The organism is Pseudomonas sp. IT-P294, assembly GCF_949767865.1.
Taxonomy (GTDB): Bacteria; Pseudomonadota; Gammaproteobacteria; order Pseudomonadales; family Pseudomonadaceae; genus Aquipseudomonas.
In genome coordinates this window covers 1,046,690-1,071,990 of record NZ_CATKQW010000011.1, presented here as the reverse complement: position 1 = coordinate 1,071,990, position 25,301 = coordinate 1,046,690, and the positions used below count along the sequence as shown (strand labels likewise).

The window sequence follows — 25,301 nt, the reverse complement described above, 5'->3', positions numbered from 1 at the left end:
CGGGATAGTAAAGTTGTTCGATGTTTTATTTGTCGAGTGGTCAGCCGCGATACTGTCCTGGTGTTGCCGCCAAATGCTGTTTGAATGCTCGTTGAAAGTGCGCCTGATCAGCAAATCCCGCTTCCAGCGCTACATCGGCTATCAACTTGCCGTTGCGCAGTTGTTCGCGGGCGAACTGGATACGTCGGTTAACCAGATAGGCATGGGGCGTCATGCCGTAATGCTGCTTGAAGGCACGGATCAGGTAGGACGGCGACAGCTGCGCCGCCTCGCAAATACCCTCGAGCTTGAGCATCTGCGTGCAGTTGTCGCGGATGTAGTCGGCTGCCCGTTCCAGCTTGAAATTGGGCTCGCGCAATGGCTGCTCAATCGGATTGAGTTGCTGTTGGACCTCAGTGAAAAACTCCACCGCTGCGCTGTGCTTGCTCAACACGTCCTGCAAAGGATCAACCAGTATTGCGTACAGATCACTCAGGCCCGCGAACAGGTTGCCATTGCGGGTATGGGTAACGGAAAACCGTCGATACGCCGAGTCCTGACTGAAGCCGAGCTGATGCTGCAAGTCGGTCAGCCATGGCGTCTCGACGTACAGCATCAGGTAAGACCAGGGCTGGTCGTCGATCGGGTTGCAGGCGTGAACATCACCGGGATTCATCAGCACCACGGTGCCGGCGCTGACCTCAAAGGCCGATTGCTCATGAACGTAGGTGCTGCGCCCGGCGGTGATGGCACCGATGGAGAAGTGCGCGTGAGAATGCCGGGCGTAACAGACCTCGCGGCCATCGGCGATGGACCGGGCTTCGATGAAGGGCAGGGCATCATCGCGCCAGAAGCGTGGGGCTTTGTCTGCGTATTTGGCAACGGTGTGCTTCATCGTTCATGTTCTCGGCGGCCAGAGCGCGAGTGTATTAGCTCTCGCCGTTAAAGGCTCGCTGCAAGGCGGCGATGTCGAGTTTTTTCATCTGCATCATGGCTTGCATGGCGCGCTGGGATTTGGTCGTGTCGGGGTCTTTGAGCATGTCCATCATGGCGACCGGCACGATCTGCCAGGACAGGCCGAATTTGTCCTTGAGCCAACCGCATTGCTCATTCTCTGGGTGAGCGGAAAGTGAGCCCCAGAAGTAGTCCACTTCTTCCTGGGTCTGGCAATTGACCTGAAATGAAACCGCTTCATTGAACTTGAACACCGGGCCGCCATTGAGTGCCGTCATTGGCTGTCCGTCGAGTTCGAAACTGACCGTCAACACCGATCCTTCAGGCCTGCCATGAACCTCCTGACCGGCTTTGCCATAGTGGGTGATGGCACTGATTTTGGAATGATCGAAGATCGAACAGTAAAACTTCGCAGCCTCTTCAGCCTGATCGTTAAACCAGAGGCAGGGAGTCAGTTTTTGCACGCGTTGCATGGTCGATGCTCCTCTACGGGTTGCTCATGCCGGATTATCAGCGTAGCCAGCCTGTGGTCGATTGGCCGGACCGTAGATCGACAAACAGCCAAGTGGAATTGGTTGCAAGGTGAGTCTGTATGACTACTTTGTGTGTCATTAAGACTCCTTTTCGGTGTTGTCGATATGACTCTTGTTGGCGTAGATGATTGATTTTTTGGGGTTTAAAAGGTGGCACGGGACTTGATACATCTCCGGTACAACTGACCTGTTTCAGGAGTACGGAAAATGTTCGATTTCTTCAGCAATCCCCTGAACGTACTGCATCTGTCGAGCAAAGTGCTGGGCGTCGGCCTGGCCATGCTGCTGGCCGGCATCTATGGCGCCTACCTGTACAACGGCCATCTGCCGATTGTCGCGCTGGTGTCGATGCATGCCATGACCATCATCGGGCCGACCTTGCTCAAAATCGGTTATGTGATGCGTCTGCTGGCCCAGCATCGTCTGGGAATACGTCTGGCAAGGGTGGTGGCGTAATGCGCAGACTTGCCGCTGCCCCGGTCTTCAGTCTTGGTTTTCGTCCCTTTTTCCTGGCCGGCGCCGGTTTCGCGGCAATCGCGGTGGCGATCTGGGCGTTGTGGTTGTACGGCCGACTGCCCGGCGCGCAACCCGTTGGCGGCATGCTCGCCTGGCACCGGCATGAAATGCCGTTTGGTTTTGCCACGGCGATCATCGCCGGGTTCCTGCTGACGGCCGTGCCCAACTGGACAGGGCGTCCCGGCCTTAATGGCTGGCCGCTGATCGGCCTGGTACTGGTGTGGCTGCTGGCGCGACTTGCCTGGTTACTGCCCATTCCCGAGGGGCTGTTGTTGCTGGTGCAAGTGCCTTTTCTTCCGCTGCTGGCCTGGGCGATCGGACGGGACTTGGTCGCAGCGGGGAAGCGAGACAACTATCCGGTGTTGTTGGTGATTGCATTGATGGCCGGCGCTCAAGGCATGACCTTGTGGGGCATCGCTGTGGATGATGCGGGCCTGCAACGGCGTGGTGTACTGGCGGCTTTGTGGTTGGTGGCGGCGTTGATGACCGTGATTGGCGGGCGGGTCCTGCCGTTCTTTATCCAGAGGGGCTTGAACCGGGCTGCAGCGCCCGCCGCTCACGCGCTGCCCACCCGGGTTTTGTTGTTGAGCAGTTTGCTCGCTGCCGTGTCTTTTGCAGGTGGGTTGAATGACGTTCCCAGGCTCTGGTTGGCGCTGTTGTTTGGGGTGATGGGGGTATTGCACTTGCTGCGATTGTGGCGCTGGCATGATCGGGGCATCTGGCGGGTGCCGCTGCTCTGGTCGCTGTTTCTGGCATACGCCTGGTTGATGGTTGCGGCGCTGGCGATGGCGCTCTGGCACGCGGGCGTTATGCCGCAACAAAGTCTGGCTACCCATGCGCTGGCGGTCGGGGGGATCGGGGGATTGATTCTGGCGATGATTGCGCGGGTCAGCCTTGGTCATACCGGGCGCTTGTTGCAACCGTCGAGTGTTGTGGTGCTGGGGTTTGCGTTGTTGTTGATCGCTGCTGTGTGTCGGGTATTTCTGGTGCCGTTTTCTGGGGTCGGGCTGGGGCTTTCGGCGGTGTTTTGGAGTGGTGCTTTTGTGCTGTTTCTGGCGAGGTATACCGGTATTTTGCTTAAGCCCAGGTGCTGATTTTTTGAAGCTTGAGGTTGGGTTGGGTTGGGGTTGGGTACATATCCGTTTTTGGGGTAACGGCGGCTTATGGTTCCGCCCTGACGGCGGGTTACTTGGAAAAGCGCCAAGTAACCAAGCGCTCGCGCCCCTGACGTACGGTGCCTCGCTAAGGCTCGGCATTCCCTCACTCCGGTCCTGCTCCGTGGGCCCGCCGCCATCGGCCATCCATGGCCGGGGGCGGCTAACCCGGCATCCATGCCGGGTTGCCCACTGCGCAGAATCTGCGTTCGGCCTTCCGACGGGGCAGATCAAGATCAAAAGCGGAAGGCGAGCTAACGCTCGACCTGATGAGTGGTGAGAAGCAAAAGCTGTGCGCCTGCCTGCTCTGCTTTTTGTGGGAGTGAGCCTGCTCGCGATGCTGTTGCTGTTGATCGTTCCCACGCTCTGCGTCACCCTTGCGCAAGACTCAAGCAGGATGTCGACAGCGGAACGCAGAGCGTCCCCGGCGGCATTCCCACGCAGAGCATGGGAACGATCACGTCACTCTGGAGAACGATCAGGACGCGCAAGCGTTGAGCAATCAGGTCGGCCCGTAGGCCGCCTCGCTTGGCTTTGGCGGTGCTCGCCCCCTCGAGAGGCCGAGCGCAGGTTCTGCGCAGTGGGCAACCCGGCATGGATGCCGCGGTAGCCGCCCCCGGCTACCCGGCATGGATGCCGCGGTAGCCGCCCCCGGCCATGGATGGCCGATGGCGGCGGGCCCACGGAGCAGGACCGGAGCGAGGGCATGCCGAGCCTTAGCGAGGCACCGAACGTCAGGGGCAAAAGCGCTTGGTCACTTGGCGCTCTTCCAAGTGACCCGCTGTAAGAGCGGAACCAATAGCCGCCGTAACCGCAGAAACGGATATACCCCCAATCCCAATCCCAATCCCAATCCCGAACCCCATCAAGACCGACCCGTGACCGATGGTCGATGAACCCTTCTCCCCCGGCATTTTGCGCTTAGCTGTATGGATAACCCAAGCGCGCATCGCCCACTTCATCACCCCAGCGACGCCCCTCCAGAACACCGTGAGTCTGAGGAAATTCACAATGCTGACCCTGAACATCAACGGCAAGGACCAAGAACTCGATGTCCCCGCAGACATGCCATTGCTCTGGGTCCTGCGCGATGTCGCGCACCTCACCGGGACCAAATTCGGTTGCGGCATGGCCCAGTGCGGCGCCTGCACCGTACACATCGACGGCGCACCACTGCGCTCCTGCATCACCCCCGCCACGGCAGTCGCCCACGGCCAAAAAATCCTCACCATCGAAGGCCTCTCCACCGACGGCTCGCACCCGGTGCAGCAAGCCTGGGCCGAACTCGACGTGGTGCAGTGCGGTTACTGCCAGTCGGGACAAATCATGTCCGCCGCCGCGTTGCTGGCCAAGATCCCCAAACCCACCGACAGCGACATCGATCAGGCGCTCTCCGGCAACATCTGCCGCTGCGGCACCTACCCAAGGATCCGTGCGGCGGTCAAGCGCGCCGCCGAGATCGGTTGATGCCACGTTGAAGGGAGTCTGAACATGAACAGCATCACCCCTGTATCACGACGCAGTTTCCTCAAAGGCAGCGCCGCCTTGGGTGCGGGTCTGGTGGTGGCGTTCGTCATCCCCGGCGCTCACCGCTTTGCCCTGGGTGCGGAGAATGAAGGCAATGTTTTTGCACCGAATGCGTTCTTGCGCATTGGAAATGACAACACCGTCAACGTGCTGCTCGGCCATTCGGAAATGGGCCAAGGCATCTGGACCGGCCTGACCATGTTGATCGCCGAAGAACTGGACGCTGACTGGTCGAAGATCCGCGTCGAGCATTCACCTGCCTCGGCGGCGGACTACGGGATGCCGGGGTTCGGCGGGATGCAGATCACCGGCGGCTCGACCTCGACCTGGATGGAATTCGACCGCTACAGGCAAGCCGGCGCGGCGGCGCGCTTGATGCTGATCCAGGCGGCGGCCAAGCGCTTCAACGTCGCGCCCTCCGAGATTCATACCGAATCAGGCGTGGTGTTTGCCGGCGACAAGCGCGCGACCTACGGCGAGCTCGCGGATGACGCCGGCAAGCTGCCCGTGCCGGATCCAGCGTCGATCACGTTCAAGGACGCCAAGGACTGGAAAGTCATCGGCAAACCCACCAAACGCCTGGACACCCCGGAGAAAATCACCGGCCGCGCCAAGTTCGGTATGGACGTGCAGTTCGACGGCTTGATGACGGCCATGGTGGCCCGTTCGCCGGTGTTCGGTGGTAGCGTCAAGTCTTTCGAAGGGGCCGAAGCGCTGGCGGTGCCGGGGGTGCATAGAGTGGTGCAAGTGCCCACGGGCGTGGCGGTGATTGCCGATCATTACTGGGCTGCGAAGCTTGGGCGCGATGCGTTGAAGGTCGAGTGGGACCTGGGGCCGAACACCGGCCTCGACAGCCAGCAACTGCTGGAAAGCTTCCGCAAGCTCGCGGCCACTCCCGGCACCTCGGCCAGCAAGGCCGGCGATACGACCGCCGCATTGGGCAAAGCGGTCAAGACCATCGACGTCGAGTACAGCGTCCCGTACCTGGCCCACGCACCGATGGAACCGCTCAATTGCACGGTGAAAATCAGCAAGGACAAGTGCGAGATATGGACCGGCACGCAATTCCAGACGCTGGATCAGATGATCGCGGGCAAGATCACCGGGCTCAAGCCGGAACAGGTGGAAATCCACACCGAATTTCTCGGCGGCGGTTTTGGCCGCCGGGCCAATCCGACCTCGGATTTTGTCGCTGAAGCCGTGCAAGTGGCCAAGGCCGCAGGCGAACCGGTGAAAACCGTGTGGTCGCGGGAGGACGACATTCGCGGCGGCTATTACCGCTCGGCGTTTTTGCATCAGGCGCGAATCGGGCTGGACGCCGACGGCATGCCCCTGGCATGGAAGCATGTGATGGTCGGCCAGTCGATCATGGCCGGCACCATGCTCGAGGCAACGATGGTCAAGGACGGCATCGACAAGACCTCGGTCGAAGGCGTCGCTGACAGTCCGTACCTTGAAGGCCTGGCCAATCACCAAGTGGAACTGCATTCGCCGAAAACCGGCATCAACGTGCTGTGGCTGCGTTCGGTGGGGCACAGCCACACGGCGTTCGTCATGGAATCGTTGATCGACGAAATGGCGGAGGCGGCCGGCAAGGACCCGGTGGAGTATCGACGCACCTTGCTCAAGGCGCATCCGAGACATCTGGGCGTGCTCAACCTTGCCGTCGAAAAAGCCAACTGGGCGGCGCCTCTGCCGGACGGCCACGCCTTGGGTGTGGCGGTGCATGAGTCCTTCGGCAGTTACGTGGCGCAGGTGGCTGAAGTGTCCCAGGACAACCTGGCGATTCGAGTGCATCGGGTGGTCTGCGCAGTGGATTGCGGGATTGCCGTCAACCCGATGAGCATCGCCGCGCAGATGGAATCCTGCATCACCTTCGGTCTCGGGTTCACCTTGCACAGCAAGCTGACGCTGAAGAACGGGCAGGTCGTGCAGTCCAATTACCATGACTATCAAGTGCTGCGCCTGAACGAAATGCCGGTGGTCGAAGTGCACATCGTGCCGAGCACCGAAAGGTCCGGAGGGATAGGCGAGGCTGGCGTCCCGCCCACGGCGCCAGCGGTGGCCAATGCGGTGTTCGCCCTGACCGGGCAACGCCTGCGAGAACTGCCGTTGCAACTGTCGGGGGTGTGACATGAGACGACATCTGATTCTGGGCGCGGTGGTGCTGGTCGGTCTGGTCAGCTACGCCGAAGACCTGTTTGCCGATGACAAGGAAGCCATCAAGGCCTTCGAAACGGTGCAGAAAGTGTTCCAGAGCCCGCGCTGCCAGAACTGCCATATCCCGGGCGACTCACCGCTGCAGTTCGACGCGGGCACCCCGCATGCGATGAATGTCGTACGGGGGATGGACGGCAAGGGCGCGGCCGGCTTGCCCTGTGCGACGTGCCATGCCGATAGCAACCCGCCCGCCAGTTACGGGCCCCATGCTCCACCGGGAGCGCCGCATTGGAGCTTGCCGCCTGCGGCGCACAAAATGGCCTGGATCGGGCTGCCGGCCGACCGCTTGTGCGCAATGATCAAGGATCGCGCCAGCAATGGTGATCGGGATTTCGCCGCGCTGATCAAGCATGTCAGCGACGACAAACTGGTGCTGTGGGGCTGGAATCCGGGAGAAGGAAGGGCACCGGTGCCGGTGCCGCACGACATTTTCGTCACCCAGTTCAAGCTCTGGGCGGAGGCGGGAGGGCCATGTCCGGTGGTGGGCAGCTGACCGGCGGTCCGTTATCAGGGAGTCATACCGGGTATGCACCACTCTAAAGTACATACCCGTCACTGGAGTGAGTCATGCTGATCCCAGGCAAACCGGTCAAAAACGGCGCGAGTGCAGACACATTGCGTTCGCCACAACAGGAACGCCAACAGCTGCGTGACCTGGCCCGTAAGGCCGAGCAAGAATTGATGGGCGTGCAGATGGCGAGCATGGACGAGTTGACGCTGCTGCCCAACCGTCACGGCTTCACCGTGCTGGCCGAACAAGGGCTGAACGCCTGCCAGCAGTTGGGCAGGCCGGCCACGCTGCTGCTGTTCAATCTCGATGACTTCAAGCACATCAACTACCTCTACGGACGCGCCGAGGGCGACAATGCGCTCAAGACCTTCGCGGATGTGCTGCGGATCGCCTTTCGCGAAAGCGATGTGATCGGCCGGCTCGGCAGCGACAAATTCGTGGCCTTGCTGACCGGCTCGAGTGCCGTGGAAATAGCGGCTATCAGGGCGCGCCTGGAAGAAATACTCGACGAGCGCAACGCCACGGTGCATCGCGCTTATGACCTGCACTTCAGAATCGGCCAGATCGAGGTCGACCCGTTGCTGCATGACACGGTGGATCAGCTCCTGATCGCGGCGGATGCCTTCACTTGGCAAACAGTTGGCTGATGTCTTTGAATGCCTTGAATTCCAGCGCATTGCCGCAGGGGTCGAACAGAAACATTGTCGCTTGCTCGCCCACCAATCCCTGAAAACGAATGCCCGGTTCGATCACGAATCGGGTGTCGCGGGCTTTCAATCGCTGCGCTAGGGCTTCCCACTCTTTCATTCCCAGCACAACGCCGAAATGCGGCACGGGCACGTCATGACCGTCCACGGCATTGGTGTGCGCCGCTTCCTGAGAAGCGTTTTTCGGCGCCAGGTGAATCACCAGTTGATGGCCAAAAAAGTTGAAGTCGACCCAATGGTCGCTGGAGCGGCCTTCTTCGAGTCCAAATACTTCGGCGTAAAAATGCCGGGCGGCGGCCAGGTCATAGACCGGAATGGCCAGGTGAAAAGGGGAGAGCTGCATCGGTTTTGCCTCGGATGTGTCGGGAGTAAGGCTGAGTTTAGCGCTGTGCTTTTTGATTGAAAGACGATAGTTTTTGCGTCGAGCTCAAATTATTTTGATCAATCGAGAACGCCATGCTGCGCGAACTGAAAACTTTCATTGCCGTGACACGCTTCGGCACGTTCGCGGCGGCCGGAATGCACATCGGGTTGACCCAGTCGGCGGTCAGTGCGCAGATGCGCAATCTGGAACAGGCGTTGGGCATCCGTCTGTTCGATCGCACCGGGCGCCAGGCGATCCTCAATGCGGCAGGGCAACGGGCGTTACCGATGGCGCGGGAGATCCTCGAAACGTTCAGCCGGATGGCGGTCAGTGATGATGTCAGTGAATACCGCGGCGAATTGAAAATCGGCGCGGTAGCCACGGCGCAGACCGGCTTGTTGCCTCAAGCATTGTTGCGATTGCGTCAGCAGGCGCCATTGCTGGAGCCCAAGCTGGTGCCGGGTGTGTCGTTGAATTTGTTGAGCCAGGTGGACACCGGAGAGGTGGACCTGGCGATTCTGATCAAGCCGCCGTTCGACTTGCCCAAAGAACTGTCCGCGCAGGTGATCCGCCGGGAAGCCTTTGTATTGATCGTGCCGCCGGACCTCGAAGGCGATGACCCGTTGCAGATTCTCGCGAGTCATCCTCATGTGCGTTACGACCGCAATTCGTTTGGTGGGCGCCTGGTCACGCGGTTTCTACGTGAACAGCAGATTGATGTGCAGGTGGCGCTGGAGCTGGATGAGCTGGAAGCGATCGTGAAAATGGTCGAATGCGGGCTCGGCGTTTCGCTGCTGCCCGAAGCGGGGTTGTGGCTGGACTATGGAGCGAAGGTCAGGATCATCCCGCTGGGCGGTTTGACGTTCTATCGCGAAATCGTCCTGTTGCAGCGCTACAGCCAGCGCACACAGCCGATCCAGCAGCTGTTCGCCGAGTGCCTGAGTGCTGCATCAGTCAACCATGATGCTGCCATCGGCCTGCTGACGGTAGAGGGTGTAGGGCAGCAGTAACGTATCGAACGCACCGGATAGAACCACATCGATCAGCACAATGGCCGGAGCGTTGTCATGCACTTCGCCATCCCGGCCTTTTTCCAGGGGCGCATTCAGTATGCAGAAATCATAAGTCACACCGCTGTAGATTCGCGGAACGGCGCCGCAGTAGCTTTTGCGCTCCTTGAGACTCTTCGCCGCCACTTCGTCACCGCGCATCACTGTTTGTACCGTACCGCAACCCGCGAGCAGCAACGCCGCGAGTAAAACCGCCTGAGTTTTCATACCGCCAATCCTTCGCCGGAAAACCGTCAATCTACGCGTTTCACATCAAAACATCACTCACGCCATCGGGGGCAAGCGGCGTTTGACCGGGGTCTTTTTGACGATGGCGGTGTTGGTTTCGGCGTGGGTGTTGAGGCGGTCGAGCAGGGTGTCCAGTTGCTCCATCGAACGCACATGCAGGCGGGCGATGAAGCAATCGTCGCCTGTGACTTTGTCGCATTCGGTGAATTCGGGGATCGCCTGGATTTGTCGCTCCACTTCCTGCAACTGGCCCGGCAGCGGGCGGATGCGCACGATGGCCTGGAGTTGATAGCCAAAGCATTTGGGATCGATCTCGACGGTGTAGCCCTTGAGCACGCCACGCTCTTCAAGACGGCGCAGACGCTCGGCAACGCTGGGCGATGACAGGCCGCTGATGTTCGCCAAGGCCTTGAGCGAGCGGCGTGAGTCTTCCATCAAGGCGCTGATCAGCACTTGGTCGATGTCGTCGGTCATGGCAAAACCCCTGTTAGGCGATTGACTGAATATGCCTTGATAAAAAAGGCAGAAACCGAGTTTAGCCTGCTTTTTGCGCTGGAGAGGCCCTCTGCCGGATTGGCATACTTTGGCCTCAAACAGAGGAGTCTGGTGATGGACAAAACAATACGTCGCGGTTCATTTGAAATGACCGCCGCCATGCTGATTTCCGGGACCATCGGCTGGTTTGTGCTGGTGTCCGGGCAACCGGTGCTGGACGTGGTGTTCTGGCGTTGCGTGTTCGGCGCCGGCACGCTGTTGCTGATCTGCGCGGCATTCGGCTTCCTGCGTCCAGGCATTCTGACCCGCACCACATTCTGGCTGGCGGTGCTCAGCGGCGTCGCGATTGTCGGCAACTGGTTGCTGTTGTTCGCCTCTTATTCCCGTGCTTCGATTGCCATTGGCACGGCGGTTTATAACGTTCAGCCGTTCATGCTGGTCGGATTGGCCGCGCTGTTCCTCGGCGAGAAGATCACCTTGCAGAAACTGTTCTGGCTGAGCGTTTCGTTTCTGGGAATGCTGGCGATTGTCAGCGCTCATGGTGAGCAGGGCGCAGGCGGTAACGATTACCTGATGGGGATCGGTCTGGCACTGGGAGCGGCGTTTCTTTACGCGATTGCAGCTCTGATCATCAAGCGCCTGACTGGCACGCCACCGCATTTGATTGCGCTGATCCAGGTCAGCACCGGCGTGCTGTTGCTGGCGCCATTCGCGCACTTCTCAGCGTTACCGCAAGCACCCAGTGCCTGGGGCAGCCTGGTGACGCTGGGCATTTTCCACACCGGCATGATGTATGTGCTGTTGTACGGTGCGATCCAGAAACTGCCGACGGCGCTGACCGGAGCGCTGTCGTTCATCTACCCGATTGCGGCGATTTTCGTCGACTGGTTTGCCTTCGGCCACCGCCTCGATCCGCTGCAATGGATCGGTGTCGCAGCGATTCTGCTGGCCGCCGCCGGCATGCAGCAGGGCTGGGGCCTGAAGGTTCGCCGGACGGTCACCTCATAACCGGGCATCAGATGCTCCAGCGCGGCGCAGTCTTCGCCAGGCGCTGGCGCATCTCGCCGATATTCAAGGCGAACTGGCGGATCAGTAACCGATAGCCATCCAGCGGGTTGTACACCGGTGCTTCGAGACTGGAATTAACCGGCAAGTCGATAGGGCGATTCAGTCGCTGCGACGCGCCGGTTTTCAGCGCCCGGGCCATGCCGATCAACTGCACCCGAATTTGCCGGTGTTCGGCTTTCAATGACGATTGCAGGTGCGCCATGGCCTCGGGGTCATTGGCATCCGGTCGGGTGTTGCCGAGGATTTCCAGGGTGCTCACGCACATCCGCAAGTTGCGCTGGATGGCATCGAGTTCGGTCATGGAAATCTTCACTTCCTTGGACACCGACGGCATCAGCGAGCGCAGTTGCACCATCACGGTGTTCAAGCGATTCATGAGTTTTAGGTGTTCGTCGTCACTGACCGGTTGGCCATTGATGATGCGCCCGTAAATCGTCGCGCAATCGCGCAGCGAGTCGGCCAGGTTGTAGCGCCAGGAATAGACCGCATACAGGGGCAGGGCGAAGGAGAACGCCAGGGCCAGGGCAATGCCGATCAGAATATCCACCCCGCGCCACAGGCCATCGGTGACAGGGTTATCACCGTGCCCGGCGACGATAAACACGGTAATCGCCGACAGCAGCGCCGTGTAACCGCCCTTGCCAATGGCGTGGTACGAGAAGAACCCGCACACCACCGACATCGCAAAATAGGTCAGCCACGGCATGCCAAGCCAGGCCTGTTGCGCCACCAGCAAAAGCCCGACCCCAGCACCGATCAAAGTACCGATGGCGCGTTCAGCGGCTTTTTTGCCGATGTTGCCGTGGTGCTGCAAGCCGCCGATCACCACCAGCATCGTCACCGACGCCCACTCACCGTGGGGCAGGTGGATGCCAGTGGTCAGCAGGATCGTCGCCAGCAACCCGAGTGAAACGCGCACCGCGTGGATCAGTTTCGCGTGGCGATAGCGCCGATACGGGTCCAGCAACGGACGTAGTAAACGGCGCAGCAGCGGTGGGAATCGGTTGGCTCTGAACGTGCTCAGGCTAGGTGTCCTCAGAAAATGTAATCGGTGGTCAGGAAGCTTGAGCTGCGTCCGCTGATGATCTCGCTGATGAGTTCCTTGTTGGTTTCCTGGAACTTGGTGGCTACCAGCGTGCGGATCGAGAACACCCGCAGCGCATCATGTACCGACAGCGTGCCTTCGGCGGAGTTCTTGCGGCCGTTGAACGGGTAGGTGTCCGGGCCGCGCTGGCACTGGGCGTTGAGGTTGATCCGCCCGACCTGGTTGGCAAAGGTGTCCACCAGGCGCCCGACGGCCACCGGGTTGGTGCCGAAGATGCTCAGCTGCTGGCCGAAGTCAGATTCGAGGACGTAGTCGATTACCGTGTCCAGATGGCGGTAAGGCACGATGGGCACCACCGGACCGAACTGTTCTTCCTGATAGACGCGCATCTGCGGCGTCACCGGAAACAGGACGGCCGGATAGAAGAACGACGCCCGTGCCTGGCCGCCGTTTGGATTCACCACGGTGGCGCCTTTGCTCACCGCATCCGCCACCAGCGAATGCAGGTAATCGACCTTGCTCGCTTCCGGCAATGGCGTCAGGGCCACGCCGCTGTCCCATGGCATTCCCGGCTTCAGGGTGGCCAGTTTGGCGTTGAATTTCTCGATGAACGACTCGACCACATCTTCATGGACAAAGAGGATTTTCAGCGCCGTGCAACGCTGGCCGTTGAACGACAGCGAGCCGGTCACCGCTTCGCTGACCGCGTTGTCGAGGTCAACCTCCGGCAACACGATGCCCGGGTTCTTCGCATCCAGCCCCAATGCCGCGCGCAAACGGTGCGGTTTGGGGTGGAGTTTTTTCAAGTCGCTGGCGGCTTTGTTGGTGCCGATGAACGCGAAGATATCGATCTTGCCGCTGGCCATCAGCGCGCTGACGGTCTCGCGACCACTGCCGTAGATCACGTTGATCACGCCTGCCGGGAAGCTGTCACGGAAGGCTTCCAGCAAGGGTCGAATCAGCAGCACGCCGAGTTTCGCCGGTTTGAACACCACGGTATTGCCCATGATCAGCGCCGGGATCAACGTGGTGAAGGTTTCATTCAGCGGATAGTTGTAAGGCCCCATGCACAGCGCCACACCCAACGGTACGCGGCGGATCTGCCCGAGGGTGTCCTGCTCCAGCTCGAAACGGCTGGAGCGGCGGTCAAGTTCTTTCAGGGCGTTGATGGTGTCGACGATGTAATCACAGGTGCGGTCGAACTCTTTTTCCGAGTCCTTGAGGTTCTTGCCGATCTCCCACATCAGCAACTTGACCACGGCCTCGCGTTGTTCACGCATCCGGCTGAGGAAGGTTTCGACGTGCTGGATGCGTTCGGCCACCCGCATCGTCGGCCACAAACCCTGGCCACGGTCATAGGCGCGGACGGCGGCATCGAGTGCGGTCAGGGCGGTCTCGGCGTCTAGCAGCGGCGTGCTGCCGAGGATCACTTGTTCGTCGCCATTGGCTCCGGTCAGGTAAACCGGGCTGCGAACCTGGGCGAGGGGCCCGGACCAGGTTTTCAGTTCGCCATCGACCAGGTATTCACGTTGCTCGGTCTGGCCGTCGAGGCGGTATTTTTCCGGAATGTCGGCGTGGCTCGGAAACAGGTTGTCGAGAATATTGGCTGTGCTCATGTCGCTACCCCGTCTGGATTGGGTGACTGATGAATCGTTTTAGCAGACCTCGGCCCCGCTTGTCATGACTCATCTCATCGATTTGCGGCTCAGGGTTCCAACCCTCAACCCACTCGCGTCGGTGCCTTCGTGTTGACCTGTGCTTGAGCACAATGAAAAAGGTGGCCCCGTCGAGGGATGCCGTCAACCTGCAAATCCCCTATGGGTGCACACAAATGCTCATCCCCCGGTTAAACTCAGCGCTCTTTTTAAGGAGTTCATATGAGTAATTACCAGCCGGGCATTCTCGCCACCCCTGTTCCGCCACAAGCCCGTCATATGTTCTTCGCCCTCGAATCCGCCGAAGCCTTGCCGGCCGCGCTCGATAACCTGACGCAACTGGTGGACGGTAAATCGGCGGTGGTCGGCTTCGGTGAGTCCCTGGTCAAGGCGCTGCACGCTGAAGTCGAAGGCCTGCGGGCGTTCCCGGCGCTGGCCGGTGTCGGTGTCGATAACCCGTCGACCCAGCACGCGCTCTGGTGCTGGTTGCACGGCGTCGACCGGGGTGAATTGCTCAATCGCAGCAACGCCATCGAAGCCGCGCTGGCACCGGCCTTGCGCCTGGTGCAGATGAACGAAACCTTCCGCCACCAGACCGGCCACGATTTGACCGGTTACGAAGACGGCACTGAAAACCCCCACGATGAAGCTGCCGTGGCTGCCGCGCTGTTGGGCGAAGGTGCAGAAGGCCTGGTCGGTGGCAGCTTTGCCGCGATCCAGCAGTGGCAGCATGACCTCAAGGGCTTTCACGCCATGCCACCCCATGAGAAGGACAACATCATGGGCCGCCGCCTGATCGACAACGAGGAAATCGACGATGCGCCGATTTCGGCCCACGTCAAACGCACCGCCCAGGAAAGCTTTGCCCCCGAGGCGTTTGTGGTCCGTCGTTCGATGCCGTGGATCGAAGGTGATCGCGCCGGCCTGATGTTCCTGGCATTCGGTTTTTCCCTCGACGCCTTCGAAGCCCAACTGCGCCGCATGAGTGGTCTGGAAGACGGCATAACCGACGGCTTGTACCGTATCAGTCGCCCCATCACCGGCGGCTACTACTGGTGCCCGCCGCTCAAAGACGGTCATCTGGACCTGCGCGCCCTGCGCATCGGCTAACCATGCTCGGCATGTTGAAACCGATTGGGTGATGGACCAGATCCTCAAACGCACCTGAACCTGTTGGAGCGAGCCTGCTCGCGATGAGGCCCAGACAGTCAGCACGCCAAGTTGCCTGTTATGACGCCATCGCGAGCAGGCTCACTCCCACAGGGGATGTCCGCGCGAATCTAACCTTATGCTTAATCAGTATTTCTCAATCGCCGTACCGGCTCACTAAGATCACGTCATAACTCGTTATAACAAGTGATCTTCATGACCGATAACGTTCTATCCCTCAGCCCGCTGTCCCACAGCAGTATTCCTCTTCACACCCAACTGCGTGATGTGCTGCGCGCCCGTATCCTCGATGGCGAATACCGCAAGACAGCCAGATGCCCTCCGAAAGCGAGCTTGGCACGCTGTTCAAAGTCAGCCGCATCACCGTGCGCCAGGCCTTGGGCGATCTGCAAAAGGAAGGGCTGATCTTCAAGATCCACGGCAAGGGCACTTTCGTCGCCAAGCCCAAAACCTTCCAGAACGTCAGCACCTTGCAAGGCCTGGCCGAGTCCATGACCGGTCGCGGTTACGAGGTGATCAACCGCCTGCGCAGTTTCAAATTCATTGCCGCCGACAAACTGGTCGCCGAGCGTTTGCAAGTCGCCGAAGGTGAAACCGTGGCGCAGATCAAACGGGTGCGGCTGATCAATCGCGAGCCGATTTCACTGGAAATCACCTACCTGCCCAAAGCCATCGGTGAGCGGCTGGAGAAGGCTGATCTGGTGACCCGCGACATCTTTCTGATCCTCGAAAACGACTGCGGCCTGGCCCTCGGCCACGCCGATCTGGCTATCGACGCGGTGCTGGCCGACAGCGACCTGACCCAGGCGCTGAACGTCGAACCCGGTTCGCCGATCATGCGCATCGAGCGCCTGACCCACGACGCCAGCGGCCACCCCGTGGACTTCGAACACCTTTACTACCGCGGCGATGCCTTCCAGTACCGCTTGCGGATCGACCGGCAAAAAGGGGATCAGGCATGACCCACAGCTCTATCACCAGAAGCACTCTTGAGCAGGAATACGACATCGTCGTGATCGGCGGCGGCACCGCTGGCCCGATGGCGGCGATCAAGGCCAAGGAACGCAACCGCGATCTGCGCGTCCTGCTGATCGACAAGGCCAACGTCAAACGCAGCGGCGCGATCAGCATGGGCATGGACGGCCTGAACAACGCGATCATTCCCGGCCATTCGACGCCGGAGCAGTACACCAAGGAAATCACCATTGCCAACGACGGGATCGTCAATCAGGCGGCGGTCTATGCCTATGCGACCCACAGCTTCGAAACTATCGAGCAACTGGACCGCTGGGGCGTCAAGTTCGAGAAGGATGAGACCGGCGACTACGCGGTGAAAAAGGTCCACCACATGGGCGCCTACGTGTTGCCGATGCCGGAAGGGCATGACATCAAGAAAGTCCTGTACCGCCAGTTGAAGCGGGCGCGGGTGAACATCACCAATCGCCTGGTCTGCACGCGATTGCTGACGGATGAAGAGGGCGCGGTCAACGGCGTGATGGGCTTCGATTGCCGCACCGCCGACTTCCATGTGATCAAGGCCAAAGCCGTGATCCTGTGCTGCGGCGCGGCCGGGCGCCTGGGGCTGCCAGCCTCCGGCTACCTGATGGGCACCTACGAAAACCCGACCAATGCCGGCGACGGCTATGCCATGGCCTATCACGCCGGGGCCGAACTTTCGAACCTCGAATGCTTCCAGATCAACCCGTTGATCAAGGACTACAACGGCCCGGCCTGCGCCTACGTCACCGGCCCGCTGGGTGGCTACACGGCGAACAATAAAGGCGAGCGCTTCATCGAATGCGACTACTGGAGCGGCCAGATGATGTGGGAGTTTCACCAGGAGCTCGAGAGCGGCAACGGCCCGGTGTTCCTCAAGCTTGATCACCTGGCCGAGGAAACCATCCAGAACATCGAAGAGATCCTGCACAGCAACGAACGCCCGAGCCGTGGCCAGTTCCACGCCAATCGCGGCACCGATTACCGCACGCAAATGGTCGAGATGCACATCTCGGAAATCGGCTTTTGCAGCGGTCACTCGGCGTCCGGCGTGTGGGTCAACGAGAAGGCCGAGACTTCGGTCAAGGGCTTGTACTCGGCGGGGGACATGGCGGCGGTGCCGCACAACTACATGCTCGGCGCGTTCACGTATGGCTGGTTTGCCGGCACCAATGCCGCGGATTTTGTCGCTGGGCGCGAGTTTTCGGCGGTCGATGCCGAGCAGGTCGAAACGGAAAAACAACGGGTCTACGCACCACTGGACCGAGAACACGGACTGCCGCCCGCGCAGGTCGAGTACAAGCTGCGGCGTTTTGTGAACGACTACCTGCAACCGCCGAAAGTGACCAAGAAGATGCAGATCGGCCTGCAACGCTTCAGCGATATCCAGCGCGATCTCGATCAGATCAAGGCCCACAACGCCCACGAACTGATGCGCGCCATGGAAGTCAGCATGATCCGCGACTGCGCCGAAATGGCCGCCCGCGCGTCCTTGTTCCGCGCCGAAAGTCGCTGGGGGCTTTACCACTATCGCGTTGATCACCCCCAACGCAACGACAGCGACTGGTTCTGCCATTGCAACCTGAAGAAGGATGAAAACGGCTTGATGACCAGCTTCAAGAAAGCCGTCGAGCCTTACATCATTGCCCTCGATGCCGAAGAAATGCAGGCCTATGACCGGCTGCGGGTCGGTGCATTCGCGGCCTGAGCATCACTAAAAGAGAGACCGCCAAATGGCCTATCAACCCCAGGAAATCTTCTTCCGCTCCAACGCGCCGGTCACGGTCGATGAAGACCTTTGCATCGCCCATAAAGGCTGCACCGTGTGTGTCGACGTCTGCCCCATGGACCTGCTGGCCATCAACCCGGCCACGCAAAAAGCCTACATGGCCTTCGATGAATGCTGGTACTGCATGCCCTGCGAAAAGGACTGCCCGACCGGGGCGGTGAAAGTCGAAATACCGTATTTGCTTCGCTAACTGAAAGGACGCTATCGCTGGCAGGCCAGCTCCCACAGGAATTTGCAGTGGGACACAGATTTCGCTGGCGACAGAGAACCTTGTGGGAGCTGGCCTGCCAGCGATGAGGCCCGCCCAGACAACTCAAAGCCATCCGGAAACACCGGACGCTGGATTCACCCAACACCCCTCGTTTCCCACCACGCCCTGATCGTGGCGGAGACGAACATCCTATAAATGATTCGAGGGGATTCACTATGCTATTGCGCGCAGCATTTGCCGGTCTGGTACTGGCTTCATTCACCTTGTCGGCCTCGGCCGAGACCATCCGCATCGCCATCGGCACCCAGGACACCACGATCAATTGCGCCGCCGGCGGTCTGTTGATTCGCGAACTCGGCCTGCTCGACAAATACCTGCCCCACGACGGCCCCTACAAGGACGCCAACTATGAAGTGGAGTGGAAGAACTTCACCAGCGGCGCGCCCCTGACCAACGAGATGGTCGCCGGCAAACTCGACTTCGGCGCCATGGCCGATTTCCCCGGTTCGTTCAACGGTGTGGCGTTCGAAACCGCCGGCAAGCACAGCCTGTTCATCAGCGTGTTGTCGGGCAGCATCAAGGGCAGCGGCAACGGCATCGTGGTGCCAAGCGCTTCAGGCGTGCAGTCGCTGGCCGAGTTGAAGGGCAAGACCATTTCCGTGCCGTTTGCGTCCACTGCCCACGGCATGTTGTTGCGGGCCGTGGCTACGCAAGGCTGGGATCCGCTCAAAGACGTGAACATCATCGCCCAACCGCCGGAGGTGGCCGGTTCCGCATTGCAGGCCGGGAAGATCGACGCCCACGCCGACTTCGTGCCCTTCGCCGAACTGTTCCCGAGCCGAGGTTTCGCACGCAAGATTTATGACGGTTCACAGGCCAACACACCGACATTCCATGGCGCCTTGGTCGATCAGGCCTATGCGAAGAAGTACCCGGAAATCGTCGTTGCCTACCTGCGAGCGAGCATCGAGGCCAATCAACTGCTGGCGGCCGAGCCGGAGAAATACAGCGAGCTGATTGCCAAGGTCTCCGGGGTCGACGCCGAGGTCAATTACCTGTTCCACGGTCCGCTGGGCGTGCAAACCCGCGACCTGAGCTGGAAGCCGGAATACCGCCAGGCCGTCGGCACCGCCATCGATACGCTCAAGCTGTTGAAGAAGGCGGATCGCGGTCTGGATCTGAATACCTTCATCGACGACCAGTACATCCGTGCCGCGTTCAAGGCCTCGAACCTGGACTACACCGCGCAATTGGCCAATTACGGGCAGACGCCGCTCAACGCGGTGGATGCGGCCAGTGGCAAAGCCATCACCGATTTTAGTCATGTGGCCGAAATCTGGGTGCGCGGTGAACCGAAAGTCCGTCAATACGCCTCGGCCGAATCGGCGTTCACCGCATTGGCCAGTTTGAAGCAGGAAGGCAAAAACATTCGCGCGGTGTATGCCCAGGCGAGCGACAGCGGGATCAAGTTGCTGGCGGATCAGGCGTGGTTTGCCAGTGATGCGAAAGGCCGCTTGAGTGCCTTCCTGCTCAAAGGCCAGGCCCAGCAATTCGCCACGGCCCAAGGTGGAAAAGTCTTCGACTTCACCGACGCCACCACCCAGGCAGTCGCCATCCGCTGATTTTTAGATATAGATCGTTCCCACGCTCCGCGTGGGAATGCCTCAATGGACGCTCTGCGTCCGCTTTAGATGTGACGCGGAGCGTCACGGGATGCATTCCCACGCGGAGCGTGGGAACGATCAGAGGTGATATATGTTTTTGCGCTGGATACCAAGAGCCGCTTCATTGCTGCTCTGCCTTTTATTCTGGCAATTCGCCGCCAGCCACCACTGGAACCTCGGCCTGGTGACCTTTGCCAACGTGCCAACGCCGCTGGCGGTTATCCAGGCTGCCTTGGGCCTGGGCGATTCCGGCAAGCTTGCCCAACACCTGAGCAGCAGCCTCGGCCGGGTCTTCGCCGGTTACCTGGTGGCGATGATCATCGGCATCGCTTTGGGCCTGGCCATCGGACGCTCGAAATGGGCCGAAGATGTATTGCTGCCACCGCTGGAAGTCCTGCGCCCGATCCCGGCCGTCGCCTGGATCCCCCTGGCCATCCTGATGTTTCCGTCCTCGGAATTGTCGATGGTTTTCATCACCTTTACGGGCGCACTGTTCCCGATCCTGCTCAACACCGTACACGGCGTCGAAGGCGTCGACCCGCGCCTGATCGCCTCGGCGAAAAGCCTCGGGGCAGGGCGCCGGGCGATGCTGTGGGAGGTGATTGTGCCGGGCGCCGCGCCGAGCATCATCACCGGCCTCGCCATCGGCATGGGCACCTCGTGGTTCTGCCTGGTGACCGCCGAAATGATCTCCGGCCAGTACGGCATCGGCTATTACACCTGGGAGTCCTACACCCTCCAGAACTACGCCGACATCGTCGTCGGCATGTTGCTGATCGGTGTCCTCGGGATGGGCAGCAGCCTGCTGATCAAACGTCTCGGCGGCCTGTTCACGCCGTGGCACCGACCACGAGGAAAAGCCTGATGAGCATGCTGCAAACCCCTGAAGGGCGGATCGACATCCGCCAGTTGTCCATTGTCCTCGGCGAAGCGCAGCACGCCTTCGAAGCCGTGCAAGGCCTCGACTGCCAGATCGAACCGGGGCAATTCGTGTGCATTCTCGGGCCGTCCGGTTGTGGCAAATCGACCTTGCTCGGCGCGCTGGCCGGGCACTTGCAGCCGAGCGCCGGCAGCCTGAAAGTCGATGGCGCGCACGTCAGCGGCCCATCGCCGCAACGGGGCATGGTGTTCCAGCACCACACGCTGTTCCCATGGCGAACCGTGCGCGACAACGTGGCGTTCGGTTTGAAAATGCGCGGCATCGGCAAAGTCGAACGCCACCAGGCCGCCGACGACATCCTCGCGCTGGTGGGCCTTGAAGGTTTCGCCGAGCGTTGGCCGGATCAGCTCTCCGGTGGCATGCAGCAACGGGTGGAGATCGCCCGGGTGCTGGTCAACCGTCCGCGCCTGTTGCTGATGGACGAGCCTTTCGGCGCCCTCGATGCGTTGACCCGGTTGAACATGCAGGAGCTGCTGCTGGACATCTGGACGCGGATTCGCACCACCGTGGTGTTCGTCACCCACGACATCGACGAAGCGCTGTTCCTCGCCGACCGCCTGTTGGTCATGAGTTCACGGCCCGGTCGAATCATCGAGGACCTGCGCCTGGACTTCCCTCGGCCACGCACCACCGAATTGGTCACCAGCCCTGAGTTTTCCCGCTTGAAACGCCATTGCCTCGAATTACTGCGTCACGAAGACGGTCGGCAGTTGCCACGCCTGAACCCTCTCGGACTGCCTCCTGAAAACAATCTGCCGCGATTTGCCCTATGACCTCTCTATTCGATGTAACCGACAACGACGACATTCTCGCCCTGCAACCGCGCTTGACCGATGACGACCCTGGCGTGCGCCGGATCGCCTTGATCGAACTGGCCGACCTTGAAGAACCGGACGGTCTGCTGTGGCTGGTCAATCGACTGGCTGAAGACCCGACCGAAGAAGTCCGCGCCGAGGCCGCGCGCCTGCTCGAAGCCTGGGAGGACACGCCGGTGGTCGAGGCGCTGTGCCAGGCCCTGACCGATCCCTCTTTGGCCGTGCAAGCGGCCGCCGCGCAAAGCCTGAGCCTGCTCAAGAGCGAGGCGGCGGGCAGGGTGGTTCTGCCGTGGACCGGGCATGCTGACGCCAATGTGCGCATCGCCGCGTTCAGGGCGCTGCGTGAATTGCGTTTCCCGGGTGCCGCGGGCGCTGCTGCAGCGGCATTGAACGATGAAAACGCCAGTGTCCGGCGTGAAGCTGTGGGCGTACTCGGCTGGCTCAAGCAACTCGATGCCTTGCCCGCCCTGGCCAAACGGGTCAGCGACGACCCGGACACCGAAGTCCGCCGCGCCGCCACCGGGGCCTTGGGCCTGGCTTGCGATGCTCAAGTGCTGCCAGCGTTGCGCCAGGCGTTGCAGGACCCAGCCTGGCAAGTGCGTGAAGAAGCCGCTACCACCCTTGGCAAAGTCGGCCACGCTGAGGCCGGTCCCGCCTTGGTCGAAGCTTTGAGCGACGATTACTGGCAAGTCCGCCTGCGCGCCACCCGCAGCCTCGGTCGTTTACGTTACGTCCCGGCGCTCGACGCGCTCATCGACACCCTCGGCCACCGCATCAGCAACCTGCGCAAGGAAGCCGCGCTGGCCCTTGGCGAATTGAACGATAAAGGCGCCATCGCCCCCTTGCAGGCCGCGCAAGACGACGGCGACCCGGAAGTGCGCAAAGCCGTGCGCATCGCGTTGAGTCAACTGCAATGAGTCCGGTGGCGGTGGGCAACTCACAAAGCAAACAGCAGCTGCGATTGAGCTGGCCGGATGGTCGTGAGCAGCGGCTGGATCATGTTGAGTTGCGACGCCAGTGCCCATGCTCGCAGTGCCGGGCGTTTCGGCTGCAAGGGTTGACGGTCAAAATCGACGAGCGCATCCGCGTCATTGAACTCAACCCCCAGGGCTACGGCCTGCAACTGATCTTCAGCGACGGCCATGAGCGCGGTATTTATCCATGGCCCTACCTGGCACAACTTGCCGGTGAGATCGGGTGAACCCCTGTGGGAGAGAGCCTGCTCGCGAAGGGCCTTCGGATCCGTCGCGGTTTATTTCAACGCAGGGTCTCCCATGTTCATTTTCTTCCAGGCCTGCAACAACACTTGCGCCTTCGGTTCCTGCCCGCTGTCGAGGTAGTACTGGATCAGCGACAACCGCGCATTGCGATTGGCAGGTTGTACTTTCAGCAGTCGTTCCAACTCTGCGCACGCTTCATCAACCTTGCCGCTGTCATGCAGCGCCACCGCAAGCACATAGCCGTACTGGCCGTTTTGCGGCTCCAGTTGCGCCGCTTTGCGCAAGGCCGGCATGGCTTGGGCCGATTTCCCCGCACGTACCAGTGACAAGCCTTGGGTATGTTGCAACAGGGCGGCGTCGGGATGTTCCTTGAGGCTCTGCGCCAACAGCGTTTGTGCCTCTTGACCGCGTCCGTTGGCCTCCAGCCATTGCACCAGCGTGACGAGGGCCGGGTAGAAATCCGGATCACGCTTGAGTGCGCTACGCAGCAGCGGTTCCACTTCGCCATTGCGGCCGCTGGCCTGATACAGCATCGCCAGATTGAGGTTGGCCTCGGCGCGTTCCAGCAGGCTTTTTTGCACCGCCTCGTACTCGGCGATGGCCGCTTCCCAGTTCGCCTGGGTGCTGCCAAGACCGTTGCGGGCGGCGCCAAGCAGATCCCGAGCCGCGCCAATGCGCACAGCCTTCACCGGGTCTTTCAGCAAGGGTGTCAGCAACGGTGCACGCTCAGGTGGCGGCAGCAATGCGCTGATCGCCCGCACCGCGCTCTCACGTACTTGCGGTGCGGAGTTGCCAAGGTCTTTGGTCGCCAGTTTCAGCGCCTGCTCGCTCGGATACAGCGGCAGTTCACCGAGCAGGGTCGCCCGTTGGATCGCCGGCAAATTGCTGCGCTGCAGTTGCTCGTACAAGGCTTGCGCGGCACCGGGCTGGCCGTTGCGAATCAACCACAGGCTTTCGTCGTAGCGCGGGGCGGCTGGCGCCGACGAGCTGCTGCTCCACAGCTTGAACTGCTCGGTGACCTTATCGCCGGCCTTGCCCTGGTGACAAGTCAGGCACGCATCCGGTGTCCCGAGTTTTTGCGCCCGTTCCGGGTTGGGAATGCTGAAGCTGTGGTCATGTCGAAAGTCGTTGCCCATGTAGAACTTGCCGGGCATGTGGCAATCCACGCATTGCGAACCTGGCTGGCCCATGGTGTGGCGGGTGTGTTCGATCGAGTCGTAGTTCTTCGCTTGCAAGCCCTTGCCGTCGACACCGGCCACCGAGGTCTTGCCGGCGCTGTTGTGGCATTGCAGGCAAACGCCGTTGCCCGGCGCCTTGAGCTCGGTGCTGTGGGGGTTGTGGCAGTTGCTGCAGCGCACGCCCTTGTCGAACATTTTGCTTTGAGCGAAGGAGCCGTGCTCGAACACCTCGTCCTTGATTTTGCCGTCCAGCGCGTATAGCTCGCGGGTCAATGTGCTTGGCAGGTAGTCGTCCATCAAGCGTTTGCCGACGGTGTAACCATCGTCCAGCGGCGCGCGGCGGGAGTGGCAGCGGGCGCAGGTTTCGATTTCGACGGTGGCGTCCTTGTCCTTGAGGTCCACTGCAAAACCCGCGTGGATCAAGTCAGTCTTTTTCGCCGTCCATTCCAGGTGATTGGAGGCCGGGCCGTGGCATGCCTGACAACCAACACCGAGGCTGTTCCATTGACTGTCAAAGGAGTTTTTGGCGGCATCGAAATTGCGCTTGTAACCGGTGGTATGGCATTCGACGCACATGAAGTTGGCGTTCTGGCTCGGTTTGCTCCAGTGCAGAGGATTCTTGAAATTCACGCCCTGGCCCGGATAGAGGTGAAACCAGTGGTGTTTCTCGGTATCCCAGGCCACGCCCAGCGCTTGCAAGCGCCCGTCGCCGACCTCGATCAGGTATTGCTGCAACGGCGCGATACCGAAGGTATAGGCGACCTTGAAGTCGGCATTCTTGCCATCGATGCCCGGCGTGTTGACCCAGAATCCGTCGTCCTTGCGCGAGAAACGGCTGGTTTCGTTTTCTGCCTTGAACGTGACGTTATTGAAATCACCCAGCATTGTTTCGGCATTGGCCGGCTGCATCGCCAATTGGTGATGGGAGCCTTGCCAGTCTTTCGTCTGCTCGCTGTGGCAGCCTTGGCATTGTTGCTCGTCGACCATCTTCGCCGGCGCCAGGGCGACGGGTTGTGGCTTGGCCGGCTGAGCGGCCGGCGCGCTGACGGGCACGGGTTTGGGCAGCACTGGCGAACTGCTGAACAGGAACCAGCCGATCGCCGCCACCGCCACCAGCAATAGGCCGATGGTGACGGGAAACAGATAACGATGGATCAGGGATTTTGGCGAATCAGGGGTTGGCTGTGCTGCTTTATTTTTATGAGTCGGCATTACGACTTCCGTAGTCCAGGTGCGTTTGCCGTCAGGCGCGCGTTCAAGCATGTTGCAGCTTTGCCGCAGGATCGGCGTCT

At 60.7% G+C, this 25,301-nt stretch carries 24 protein-coding genes and 1 pseudogene; 17 read left to right on the top strand and 8 right to left on the bottom strand.

Annotation, left to right across the window (positions count from 1 at the left end):
• Positions 1-40: 40 nt before the first annotated feature.
• Positions 41-874 carry an AraC family transcriptional regulator gene (locus ACM6I0_RS12130; protein ID WP_414922366.1) on the bottom strand — a complete coding sequence of 278 codons (834 nt, stop codon included), beginning with the start codon at positions 872-874 and terminating at the stop codon, positions 41-43.
• 34 nt (positions 875-908) lie between these two features.
• Positions 909-1,406, bottom strand: a complete 498-nt coding sequence (locus ACM6I0_RS12125; RefSeq protein ID WP_414922365.1) for a VOC family protein — start codon at positions 1,404-1,406, stop codon at positions 909-911.
• A gap of 267 nt (positions 1,407-1,673) precedes the next feature.
• Here ACM6I0_RS12125 and ACM6I0_RS12120 point away from each other — a divergent pair, with 267 nt between their 5' ends.
• The 6 genes from ACM6I0_RS12120 to ACM6I0_RS12095 all read left to right on the top strand — a co-directional run bounded on the left by ACM6I0_RS12120 (position 1,674) and on the right by ACM6I0_RS12095 (position 8,041).
• Positions 1,674-1,922: a transmembrane sensor/regulator PpyR gene (locus ACM6I0_RS12120; protein ID WP_414922364.1), complete on the top strand. Its 249-nt coding sequence runs from the start codon at positions 1,674-1,676 to the stop codon at positions 1,920-1,922.
• Positions 1,922-3,076 (top strand): NnrS family protein, encoded by a 1,155-nt coding sequence (locus ACM6I0_RS12115; RefSeq protein ID WP_414922363.1) that lies wholly within the window; start codon positions 1,922-1,924, stop codon positions 3,074-3,076. The genes ACM6I0_RS12120 and ACM6I0_RS12115 overlap by 1 nt, the downstream gene beginning before the upstream one ends.
• 1,071 nt (positions 3,077-4,147) lie before the next feature.
• The gene (locus ACM6I0_RS12110; protein WP_208668682.1) at positions 4,148-4,603 is read left to right on the top strand and encodes a (2Fe-2S)-binding protein; all 456 of its coding nucleotides are present in this window, start codon (positions 4,148-4,150) and stop codon (positions 4,601-4,603) included.
• Between the two features lie 24 nt (positions 4,604-4,627).
• Positions 4,628-6,796, top strand: coding sequence for a molybdopterin cofactor-binding domain-containing protein (locus tag ACM6I0_RS12105; RefSeq protein ID WP_414922362.1), 2,169 nt, complete (start codon positions 4,628-4,630; stop codon positions 6,794-6,796).
• A 1-nt stretch (position 6,797) separates the two neighbouring features.
• Complete coding sequence (locus ACM6I0_RS12100) at positions 6,798-7,376, top strand: hypothetical protein (RefSeq protein WP_414922361.1); 579 nt, start codon at positions 6,798-6,800, stop codon at positions 7,374-7,376.
• 74 nt (positions 7,377-7,450) lie between these two features.
• The gene (locus ACM6I0_RS12095) at positions 7,451-8,041 is read left to right on the top strand and encodes a GGDEF domain-containing protein (protein WP_414922360.1); all 591 of its coding nucleotides are present in this window, start codon (positions 7,451-7,453) and stop codon (positions 8,039-8,041) included.
• Here the strand turns inward: ACM6I0_RS12095 and ACM6I0_RS12090 are convergent.
• Positions 8,019-8,444, bottom strand: coding sequence for a VOC family protein (locus ACM6I0_RS12090; RefSeq protein ID WP_414922359.1), 426 nt, complete (start codon positions 8,442-8,444; stop codon positions 8,019-8,021). The two genes, ACM6I0_RS12095 and ACM6I0_RS12090, sit on opposite strands and share 23 nt — an antisense overlap.
• A gap of 113 nt (positions 8,445-8,557) precedes the next feature.
• On the opposite strand from ACM6I0_RS12090, the gene ACM6I0_RS12085 reads away from it, so the two are divergent.
• Positions 8,558-9,475: a LysR substrate-binding domain-containing protein gene (locus tag ACM6I0_RS12085; protein ID WP_414922358.1), complete on the top strand. Its 918-nt coding sequence runs from the start codon at positions 8,558-8,560 to the stop codon at positions 9,473-9,475.
• On the opposite strand, the gene ACM6I0_RS12080 is transcribed toward ACM6I0_RS12085, so the two are convergent.
• Both ACM6I0_RS12080 and ACM6I0_RS12075 read right to left on the bottom strand, forming a co-directional pair.
• Positions 9,416-9,742, bottom strand: coding sequence for a YceK/YidQ family lipoprotein (locus tag ACM6I0_RS12080; RefSeq protein WP_414922357.1), 327 nt, complete (start codon positions 9,740-9,742; stop codon positions 9,416-9,418). The genes ACM6I0_RS12085 and ACM6I0_RS12080 overlap by 60 nt on opposite strands.
• Positions 9,743-9,799: 57 nt before the next feature.
• Positions 9,800-10,237, bottom strand: a complete 438-nt coding sequence (locus tag ACM6I0_RS12075) for an Lrp/AsnC family transcriptional regulator (protein ID WP_090183345.1) — start codon at positions 10,235-10,237, stop codon at positions 9,800-9,802.
• A gap of 135 nt (positions 10,238-10,372) precedes the next feature.
• On the opposite strand from ACM6I0_RS12075, the gene ACM6I0_RS12070 reads away from it, so the two are divergent.
• Positions 10,373-11,266 carry a DMT family transporter gene (locus ACM6I0_RS12070; RefSeq protein WP_414922356.1) on the top strand — a complete coding sequence of 298 codons (894 nt, stop codon included), beginning with the start codon at positions 10,373-10,375 and terminating at the stop codon, positions 11,264-11,266.
• Positions 11,267-11,273: 7 nt separating this feature from the next.
• Here the strand turns inward: ACM6I0_RS12070 and ACM6I0_RS12065 are convergent, their stop codons facing one another.
• Both ACM6I0_RS12065 and ACM6I0_RS12060 read right to left on the bottom strand, forming a co-directional pair.
• Positions 11,274-12,293, bottom strand: coding sequence for an FUSC family protein (locus ACM6I0_RS12065; RefSeq protein WP_414922355.1), 1,020 nt, complete (start codon positions 12,291-12,293; stop codon positions 11,274-11,276).
• 68 nt (positions 12,294-12,361) lie between these two features.
• The gene (locus tag ACM6I0_RS12060; RefSeq protein WP_285430992.1) at positions 12,362-13,987 is read right to left on the bottom strand and encodes an NADP-dependent glyceraldehyde-3-phosphate dehydrogenase; all 1,626 of its coding nucleotides are present in this window, start codon (positions 13,985-13,987) and stop codon (positions 12,362-12,364) included.
• 261 nt (positions 13,988-14,248) lie between these two features.
• Here ACM6I0_RS12060 and ACM6I0_RS12055 point away from each other — a divergent pair, with 261 nt between their 5' ends.
• The 9 genes and pseudogenes from ACM6I0_RS12055 (at position 14,249) to ACM6I0_RS12015 (ending at position 22,812) form a co-directional block, all read left to right on the top strand.
• The gene (locus ACM6I0_RS12055; RefSeq protein ID WP_285430993.1) at positions 14,249-15,136 is read left to right on the top strand and encodes a Dyp-type peroxidase; all 888 of its coding nucleotides are present in this window, start codon (positions 14,249-14,251) and stop codon (positions 15,134-15,136) included.
• A 255-nt stretch (positions 15,137-15,391) separates the two neighbouring features.
• Positions 15,392-16,158 (top strand): annotated as a pseudogene (locus ACM6I0_RS12050) (GntR family transcriptional regulator).
• Complete coding sequence (locus ACM6I0_RS12045; protein WP_414922354.1) at positions 16,155-17,900, top strand: fumarate reductase/succinate dehydrogenase flavoprotein subunit; 1,746 nt, start codon at positions 16,155-16,157, stop codon at positions 17,898-17,900. The pseudogene ACM6I0_RS12050 and the gene ACM6I0_RS12045 overlap by 4 nt, the downstream one beginning before the upstream one ends.
• Before the next feature lie 25 nt (positions 17,901-17,925).
• Positions 17,926-18,171: a ferredoxin family protein gene (locus ACM6I0_RS12040; protein WP_007946457.1), complete on the top strand. Its 246-nt coding sequence runs from the start codon at positions 17,926-17,928 to the stop codon at positions 18,169-18,171.
• Positions 18,172-18,407: 236 nt separating this feature from the next.
• The gene (locus ACM6I0_RS12035) at positions 18,408-19,814 is read left to right on the top strand and encodes an ABC transporter substrate-binding protein (protein WP_285430997.1); all 1,407 of its coding nucleotides are present in this window, start codon (positions 18,408-18,410) and stop codon (positions 19,812-19,814) included.
• Positions 19,815-19,947: 133 nt separating this feature from the next.
• Positions 19,948-20,721, top strand: coding sequence for an ABC transporter permease (locus ACM6I0_RS12030; protein WP_285430998.1), 774 nt, complete (start codon positions 19,948-19,950; stop codon positions 20,719-20,721).
• Positions 20,721-21,569 (top strand): ABC transporter ATP-binding protein, encoded by an 849-nt coding sequence (locus tag ACM6I0_RS12025; protein WP_414922353.1) that lies wholly within the window; start codon positions 20,721-20,723, stop codon positions 21,567-21,569. The genes ACM6I0_RS12030 and ACM6I0_RS12025 overlap by 1 nt, the downstream gene beginning before the upstream one ends.
• The gene (locus tag ACM6I0_RS12020) at positions 21,566-22,528 is read left to right on the top strand and encodes a HEAT repeat domain-containing protein (protein ID WP_414922352.1); all 963 of its coding nucleotides are present in this window, start codon (positions 21,566-21,568) and stop codon (positions 22,526-22,528) included. The genes ACM6I0_RS12025 and ACM6I0_RS12020 overlap by 4 nt, the downstream gene beginning before the upstream one ends.
• The gene (locus ACM6I0_RS12015) at positions 22,525-22,812 is read left to right on the top strand and encodes a DUF971 domain-containing protein (RefSeq protein WP_285431002.1); all 288 of its coding nucleotides are present in this window, start codon (positions 22,525-22,527) and stop codon (positions 22,810-22,812) included. Before ACM6I0_RS12020 ends, ACM6I0_RS12015 begins: the two co-directional genes overlap by 4 nt.
• A 51-nt stretch (positions 22,813-22,863) precedes the next feature.
• Here the strand turns inward: ACM6I0_RS12015 and ACM6I0_RS12010 are convergent, their stop codons facing one another.
• On the bottom strand, positions 22,864-25,221 hold the full coding sequence (locus ACM6I0_RS12010) for a tetratricopeptide repeat protein (RefSeq protein ID WP_414922351.1): 2,358 nt from the start codon (positions 25,219-25,221) through the stop codon (positions 22,864-22,866).
• Positions 25,222-25,301: the final 80 nt, after the last annotated feature.